The organism is Nostoc sp. DedSLP03 (genome assembly GCF_034530815.1).
Lineage (GTDB): Bacteria > Cyanobacteriota > Cyanobacteriia > Cyanobacteriales > Nostocaceae > Nostoc.
Genome location: NZ_JAVRCK010000042.1, coordinates 40,041 through 48,499 on the forward strand (window position 1 = coordinate 40,041; position 8,459 = coordinate 48,499).

7 protein-coding genes are annotated in these 8,459 nt (G+C 43.5%); all 7 read right to left on the reverse strand.

The window, feature by feature from the left end:
- Nucleotides 1–62 precede the first annotated feature (62 nt).
- Nucleotides 63–1,013: an acetyl-CoA carboxylase, carboxyltransferase subunit beta gene (gene accD, locus RM368_RS20550; RefSeq protein ID WP_322695741.1), complete on the reverse strand. Its 951-nt coding sequence runs from the start codon at nucleotides 1,011–1,013 to the stop codon at nucleotides 63–65.
- 593 nt (nucleotides 1,014–1,606) lie between these two features.
- Nucleotides 1,607–2,434 carry a prepilin peptidase gene (locus RM368_RS20555; RefSeq protein WP_322695742.1) on the reverse strand — a complete coding sequence of 276 codons (828 nt, stop codon included), beginning with the start codon at nucleotides 2,432–2,434 and terminating at the stop codon, nucleotides 1,607–1,609.
- A gap of 214 nt (nucleotides 2,435–2,648) precedes the next feature.
- Nucleotides 2,649–2,909 carry a hypothetical protein gene (locus RM368_RS20560; protein ID WP_094347451.1) on the reverse strand — a complete coding sequence of 87 codons (261 nt, stop codon included), beginning with the start codon at nucleotides 2,907–2,909 and terminating at the stop codon, nucleotides 2,649–2,651.
- Between the two features lie 90 nt (nucleotides 2,910–2,999).
- Nucleotides 3,000–4,088: a 3-isopropylmalate dehydrogenase gene (gene leuB, locus RM368_RS20565; protein WP_322695743.1), complete on the reverse strand. Its 1,089-nt coding sequence runs from the start codon at nucleotides 4,086–4,088 to the stop codon at nucleotides 3,000–3,002.
- Between the two features lie 374 nt (nucleotides 4,089–4,462).
- Nucleotides 4,463–7,213, reverse strand: coding sequence for an HAD-IC family P-type ATPase (locus RM368_RS20570; RefSeq protein WP_322695744.1), 2,751 nt, complete (start codon nucleotides 7,211–7,213; stop codon nucleotides 4,463–4,465).
- A 113-nt stretch (nucleotides 7,214–7,326) separates the two neighbouring features.
- On the reverse strand, nucleotides 7,327–7,869 hold the full coding sequence (locus RM368_RS20575; RefSeq protein WP_322695745.1) for a hypothetical protein: 543 nt from the start codon (nucleotides 7,867–7,869) through the stop codon (nucleotides 7,327–7,329).
- Nucleotides 7,870–8,064: 195 nt separating this feature from the next.
- Nucleotides 8,065–8,459, reverse strand: a 395-nt coding sequence (locus RM368_RS20580) for a hypothetical protein (RefSeq protein ID WP_322695746.1), incomplete at its 5' end; no start/stop codon positions are given.

Genomic DNA, 8,459 nt, shown 5'->3' on the forward strand with positions numbered 1-8,459 from the left:
CATGCCCAATGACAAATGACAAATGACAAATGACAAATCCCCAATCCCCAATGCCCCATACTTTATTCTGCGGCGGTAGAAGTCAAGGACATTGTTTCCCACAACACCATGTGAGGTGTTGTTAATACAGGCTGATGTAGAGCAATCAGCTGGGCTAGGGTGTTCTTTAATTGGGTACGGGGTACGATATCATCAACAAAACCATGCTGGAGCAAATCTTCAGCAGTCTGGAAATTTTCAGGTAGTTTTTCCCGCAGGGTTTGCTCAATCACTCGCCGACCAGCAAAACCAATGGTTGCTTTGGGTTCTGCCAAAATTATATCGCCCAACATTGCAAAACTAGCGGTAACGCCGCCCGTTGTCGGATTGGTCAAAACAGGAATATATAATAATCGGGCGTCTTTATGGCGCTGTAAGGCTGCGGAGATTTTTGCCATCTGCATCAAAGAGAGCATACCTTCTTGCATTCTCGCGCCACCAGAGGTACAGACGATAACTACAGGATAGCGTCGTTGAGTGGCTTGCTCAATCATCCGGGTGAGTCTTTCTCCCACGACCGAACCCATACTACCACCCATAAAACGGAAGTCCATAACTCCAAGGGCAATTGGCAAACCATTGATTTGACCTAAACCAGTTTTTACTGCGTCTATTAAGCCAATTTTATCTTGTGTTTCCCGCAAGCGATCGCTGTAAGGTTTGCGATCGCGAAATTCTAGCGGGTCAGTTGGACGCAAATGCTCATCCAGAGGTTTCCAGGTATTGTTATCAATCAATTGACGGATGCGCTCATCGCTATCTACCCGATTGTGATGACCACATTCGACACAAACCATCTGATTGGCTTTCAAGTCTTTTGTATATGCCAACACACCACACTTAGAGCATTTATGCCACAAACCATCAGCAATTTCACGTTCTTGGCGTTCGAGGCTGGTAGATCCTGACTTCCTTCGATTTGCAAACCAATCAAATAGAGACTTTAAACCACGTGATTCTTCGTTGTTAGCCATTTTTTATTTTATTTTAAGTGGGTATGAGGTCGAAAACATGTCAAACCGTATTGGTTGTGCTTAGTCATAAGTCATTAGTAAAGACAAATGACTTATGAATACATCGTTAAACTACGTTTTTAAGCAATTCAGACCTTAATTTTCGTCTTTGGTTGCCAGCTTAACGAAAATACTTATACCAATACAAGTCTCTTGCTCTTTTTTTCAGCAGACTTAATTATATGGACGTAGTGACAAAACCATGAGAATACCAACCTCCAAATAAGATGCTCTCCCCCTCCCACCCTAATCAATTATTTGTATTGCTGGGTTCTGAACAATCAGCATCTGTTGCACTAGTTGTACTTGCCAACGGTTAATCGTCGTTAAGAGGGTAATACAAGTCACAAGCTGAATATTATCAAAATGTGAAGGGCTGATGGGGTAATGTTGGTTACAGTCACGAATTATAAATATTTCTTATGAAAGAGCATTAGGTATGGGTATTTGTCATTTGTCATTTGTCATTGGTCATTGGTCATTGGTCATTAGTTATTTATTATTCTCCCCTGCCCCCTGCTCCCTGCTCCGCACTCCCTGCTCCCTACTTCAATTCAAGACGCTGGGAAAAATAACCGCAGGTAGTTAGACAAAATGGCTTCGCCGCTAAACAGCGTAATCACAGATCCTAAAGCCAGAAAAGGGCCAAAAGGGATCTTTTGTCCTAATTTTTGTCGCGATCGCTGCATAATCAAAACACCGATGCCAATTAATGCTCCCAGCCCACAGGCAATAAAACTAGCTAAGAGCAAATATTTCCAGCCTAACCAGGCTCCCATCATGGCTGCTAACCTGGCGTCACCTGCACCCATTGCAGTTTTACCAAAGGCAATTGAACTCAATAGGGCGATCGCATCAAACAGCCATAAGCCTAATACTGCACCAACTATAGCGATCATAAAGTGATTTACCAATGCCACAAAACTACCCTCTGGTAGAAAACCAACTACCATTTGAAACAAAATTCCCACCACTAAACCCGACTTAGTAAGTGGATTGGGTAGGGTCATTGTATCTAAGTCGATGAGTGATAGCGCCAATAACCAACTGCAAAAAGCCCAATAGCCTATTGTTAAAGTCGAAACTTGAAATACCCAAAAAATTAGTAAAAAAATTATGCCCGTTACCCCTTCTACCACAGGATAACGGACAGAAATTTTGCTTTTGCAATATCGACACCGCCCTCTCAAGGAAATCCAGCCGAACACTGGTACGTTGTCGTAAGCTTTTAGCTGGTTTAAGCATTTAGGACAACGAGAAGGCGGCCAAAGAATTGACAACCCAGCAGGTAGGCGATAAACAATAACATTGAGAAAACTACCAATAGATGCACCCAAAGCAAAGACCATTACACTCGCCGGAATGGCGAACAAAATGTCCATACAGTCATTTGTCCTTTGTCATTTGTCCTTTGTCATTTGTCCTGTGTCATTTGTCATTTGTCAATAACTAGTCATCAATGACCAATACAACTCTTGGAGAGGTTGCGCCTTAAGCGAAGCTATACCGTAGGCTTTACGACTACGCTCAGGACAAGTGACTAATGACTAATGACTAATGACTAATGACCAATGACCAATGACCAATGACCAATGACTAATACATGTGGGATTCAATTTGACTTAAGGGCACAAAACACTCTTGAGGTAAAAGAACTGGCTGGTTAGTAAAAATAACCTTACCTCGATGAGTCACACGATTAATTGCTACACCAGAAGGTTGCCCTGCTATTTCGGGATGGACTTCACAGTGAGTATAGTATATCTGCCCAGCAGCTCTGATTACAGAGGGATCAATCAAAGGCGATTGGTTCTTGGGGGCGGTAAAATTTACTTGACCTTGTCGTAATGCGTACACTATCGACTGTTATTTGATTGCTAGATTTCCCTTTAGTCTACCCGAAACTTATAGCAAAGGTTGCCAAATTGCCCAAGTTGCTATATAAAATTATTTTTGTTCGATAGCTTTGATCAGTGAGTCTCCCATAGCGCGGCAACCAAGGAGGTTTTTTCCTGGAGACATTATATCCCCGGTGCGATCGCCCTGCTCTAAAACTTGCAATACACCTTGTTCGATACGATCTGCCGCTTCTGGTTGGTCTAAACCGTAACGTAACATCATCGCTACACTCAAAACCTGTGCTAGAGGATTTGCTTTATCCTGTCCGGCAATATCTGGGGCGGAACCATGAACTGGTTCGTATACACCAGGCCCAGAAGCGCCCAAACTAGCTGAAGGTAACATTCCAATACTACCTGTGAGCATGGCAGCAGCATCAGAGAGAATATCACCAAACAAATTGCCTGTAACAATGGTGTCGAACTGTTTGGGAGCGCGTACCAACTGCATAGCAGCATTATCTACATATAAATGAGAGAGTTCGATATCTGGATATTCTTGAGAAAGTTGGGTGATGCGATCGCGCCACAACTGAGATACTTCTAATACGTTCGCCTTATCTACCGAACAAAGTTTTCCACCACGTTTTTTAGCCGCTTCAAAAGCCACTCGCCCAATACGTTCAATTTCCGATTCAGTGTAAACCATTGTATTTACACCGCGTTTCTCACCGCTTTCTGTAGCAAAAATACCTTTAGGTTTACCAAAGTAAATCCCACCAGTGAGTTCGCGCACCACCATAATATCCACGCCTTCGACAATTTCGCGTTTCAAAGTTGAAGCGTCGATTAGCTGGGGCAAAATTTTCGCTGGGCGCAAATTGGCAAATAATTCCAAACCGGCACGTAACCCTAACAAACCTGTTTCTGGACGTAAATTAGATGGCAGAGAATCCCACTTGTAACCACCAATCGCTGCGAGTAATACAGCATCACTATTACGGCAAGTCTCTAGAGTGGCAGATGGTAGGGGTTCCCCTGTGGCATCAATTGCTGCACCACCGATGAGAGCTTCTTGGAATTCAAACTTCAGATCGAATTGCTTCCCTACGACTTTCAGTACATCTACCGCCACTGCCATAATTTCAGGGCCAATGCCATCGCCGGGGAGTAGAGTAATGCGGTAGTTCTGGGTCATAGCTGGTTGTTACTAGGTAAATGCTTTCAGATTAAATATCATACCTAGCAAAATGTACTGATGGAGTTTTTAATTTCTAAATAGAATTCAGGAGTCAGGAGCCAGAATTCAGAATTTAATTGGAGTGTGACTGGCAGATGAATAACTGGGTTTAAGAAAAGAGCTAAATCTTGTCTTTCAGAGACGCTGCACGAACGATTTAGCGGTCTACAATCACCTGTAAGGGTCTGAATCCCCCACGCTCTTGATTCTGATTCCTGTTAGCGGTAGCAGGGCGTTTAGCCCATTCTGACTTCTGAATTCTTCTTCAATTGGATGCGACTCTAACGTAATCATCTGGCATTGGATGAAACTACCAAAAAAGTCCTATATCCCTAGTTGAGCGGATCGAAACGCTGCAAGATCAAAGCTATAAACACCACTGGCAAACCTACACCCATGCAAATGAGAGCTTGGATAAATGTCAAAGGTGTGGTGTCAAACACTTGATTCATCATGCTCCACTGACTAAACAGACATTGTAAAATCACCACAGCCACAATTCCGATCGCAGGTGCATAAGCTACAGGTGTGCGTTTACCTTGGATTTTGGCGACTAGAGATGGGAAAAACTGGGTAATGCTTAACAGGTAAAAGATTTCTGCTGCCACCAATCCATTAATCGCCATCGTGCGAGCTAAGGCTTCATTGCCTGTAGTTTGCAGTATCCATTGAAACACCCCAAAAATTACCACCCAATTGAAAACAGAAATCGCTAATATGCGTTTAAGTAAACTGCCTGATAAAAGCTTTTCTCTAGGGTTGCGTGGTGGTTGCTCCATCACCTGTCCAGATTTTGGCTCAAAAGCGAGAGGAACAATCAACCCTACTGAACTAACCATGTTCAACCAAAGAATTTGGATTGGTAAGATGGGAAGCACAGTTGCCAGGAGAATGGCAATCAAAATTGTCATGGATTCGCCAACGTTAATCGGCAGCAAGAAAGCGATCGCTTTTCGTAAGTTGCGATAAACACTACGTCCTTCTTCCACAGCCGCTTCGATTGAGGCGAAGTTATCGTCAGTTAAAAGCATATCCGCCGATTCTTTGGCCACCTCTGCTCCGGCTATGCCCATCGCTACACCAATATCTGCCTGTTTGAGAGCGGGAGCATCGTTGACACCATCTCCAGTCATGGCAATAATTTCACCCTGAGACTGCAACGCTTTTACCAGATGCAATTTTTGTTCTGGAGCAACTCGCGCAAAAACCATACCTTCCTCAGCTGCTTGGGTGAATTCATTTTCATCCATCTGAGCTAATTGCCGTCCGGTGAAAACTTGTGCTTCAGTCGAGCAAATTCCCATTTTCTGGGCGATCGCAGCTGCTGTTAGTGCATGATCCCCAGTAATCATTTTTACCTGAATCCCGGCAGATTGACAGGCTTTGACTGCGGCGATCGCTTCCTCACGCGGCGGATCGATTATGCCTTGCAGTCCCAGAAACACCAGTCCTCGATCGAGATCGTTACGATCTAAGGATCGCTTAGTGGCAACTTCTTTGCTGGCAAAAGCTAGCACTCGTAACCCTTGGTTTGCCATATCAGCGACTTCCTGTTCCACGGCGGCGGGATTGAGACGAGCGAGTTTTCCTTGAGCATCGAACATCCGATCGCATCGTTGGATAATTGCCTCTACAGAACCTTTGAGATAAATGATATTGAGCGATCGCTTTGCATCTAATTCATGCAAAGTTGCCATGTATTGGAATTGAGACTCAAAGGGAATGGTATCGATTCTAGGTAATTCTTGCTCTAGATTTGCTTGCGTCAATCCCGCTTTATTGGCAGCTGTAATCAATGCTCCCTCGGTTGGGGTTCCTACTAAGTCCCACTGTCCATCTCCCCATTCGATGTGAGAATCATTGCAGAGCAATCCAGCTTCCAGGGATTCCCAAAGAGCAGTATGTCCATCTGCATTGAAATCAACAGGCTGTCCATTCATCAGGATTTCACCGTCTGGGGCATAACCAATACCGCTAACGGTGTAGTGTTGTCCACCTGCATAAATCTTTTGAACCGTCATCTGATTTTCAGTTAACGTCCCAGTTTTGTCAGAGCAGATAACGGTGGTACTTCCCAAAGTTTCCACAGCAGGTAGCTTGCGAATAATCGCCTTACGTCGTGCCATCCGGGAAACTCCGATCGCTAAAGTGACGGTAACAATCGCAGGTAATCCTTCGGGAATCGCGCTGACTACCAAAGCTACACTCGCTTTAAAAACATTAATCCAAGATTCGCCTTGTCCTAATCCGACTGCAAATGTCAAAGCAGCCAAAGCTAAAATGACATACAACAAGCTTTTGCTAAATTTGTCAATATTTCGTGTTAGCGGTGTTTTCAGATTTGTGCTGCTTTCAATTAACTGGGAGATGCGACCGGTTTCGGTGGCATCTGCGATCGCTACTACAATCCCTTCTGCCTGTCCAAAAGTCACAAAACTTCCGGCATACACCATATTGCTGCGTTCGGCTAACGGTGTCTCGACATCCAACAATTGGGTTACTTTCTCCACCGGAACGGATTCGCCTGTTAAGGCAGACTCGTCAACTTGCAAGCCACGCACACTTAATAGCCGCAGATCCGCAGGCACTTTATCCCCAGATGCCAGCAATACCAAATCACCCAGAACAAGTTCAGTCGAAGCCAAACGAGTTTTTTGACCATTGCGAATCACAGTTGCTTCGGTAGTGACAGCTTTGGATAAAGCTGCGATCGCATCTTCTGCTTTCGATTCTTGAATGTAGCCAATGATAACGTTAATCAGGGTGACACCAAAAATTACTCCCGCATCTATCCAATCTTGCAGCAGCAGCGTTACTACTCCCGCCGTCAGCAAAATATATAGTAGTGGTTGATTAAATTGCTCTAAAAATCGCAGCCAAGGACTTTTTCCACTTTTAGTAGTCAGTTGATTTGCACCCATTTGCTGGTGTCGGGTGGTAGCTTCTTCATGGCTCAAACCTGCTTCAGGATGGCTGGCTAACATTTGCACAACCTTTTGTTCGCCTAGAGAATGCCATTCAGAGTTGAGTAAATCTTCTGTTGTTTGAGCAAAAGTATTTGTAGCGATTGTATTTGCTGTCATCTGTATCTCCAAATTGAAGTAACTGTTAAACTAATTCGTAATTAATACTCATCAGATTTAAGTAAAAATTTCTTTGTTTGAATCTGTACCTTTTATTTTTGAAATTGGTGTGATTACGATAATCTTTTGCTAGGTTCGTAAACATGCCACTCTCGCACACCCCAGTAACTAAGAATCAATTCTGCTTGCAAAATTTCATCTGCTGTTCCCTCTACCTTCACCAAAAGTTCTTCTTGAAAGGTGGTTGGCTTACAGAGCGTAGCTTGCCTTTCGGGAGCAAACCAACCTTGAAATGCACCATATACACTGCCCAAAATTGCACTTGCTCCACCCGCCAGCAGTGTACCCAGCACAGATTCAACCGCTAATGCTGGCCCAAAACCGGGAATAACTAATACGCCAAGTCCGGCTGTGAGTGCCAGAAAGCCTCCGGCTGTTCCTCCTGTAATTGCGCCTGCTTTAGCACCTTCGCTCGGAGTTATGGTATATTTATCCGCATTGGCATCTCCATGCAAATTTTCGTGTTTAGAGTCTAAAGGAAACACAGAAATTTTTTGCATAGGAAAGTCAATTGCTCTGAGTTCATCAAGCACCTGTGTTGCGGCTTGACGGGTAGAAATGATGCCTATTGCATATTTAACTGAATGTAAATTCATCACAAATTCTCCTATATAAATAAGTAAGTTAAAAACGAAAAATTATTAATATCTAATAGTGAAAATTAGAATTTTTTAGTTTAATTGTGAGCCGAATTAGGTTGCTTATCTGCTTCTCTTTCAGGATGACTGATAAATGTGAATGAAAAGTGAATAAATTGTTTATCCTACTTAATTTTCATTTTTGAATCACATTTATCCCTCAAGTTCAAAGACAACACAGATGAATATAGACCTCTTGGCATTTGTGCTTTTTGCACTCTTGTGGAATAAGGGTACATATAGCAGGGGACAGGGAACAGGGTCAAAAGTCGCTTGTTGTCTAGGTTTGATATTAGGTTTATGTCCTAAACTACTGAAATAGTTGGAAATTTGGGTTTGAACTGTGGTTTTACCCCACTCTAACCACTGCTTGAATTCAAGAAACGATCGCCCGAATTCAACAAACGATCGCCCGAATTCAAGAAACGATCGCCCGAATTCAACAAACGATCGCCCGAATTCAACAAACGATCGCCCGAATTCAAGAAATGACCGCCCGAATTCAACAAACGATCGCCCGAATTCAAGAAATGACCGCCCGAATTCAA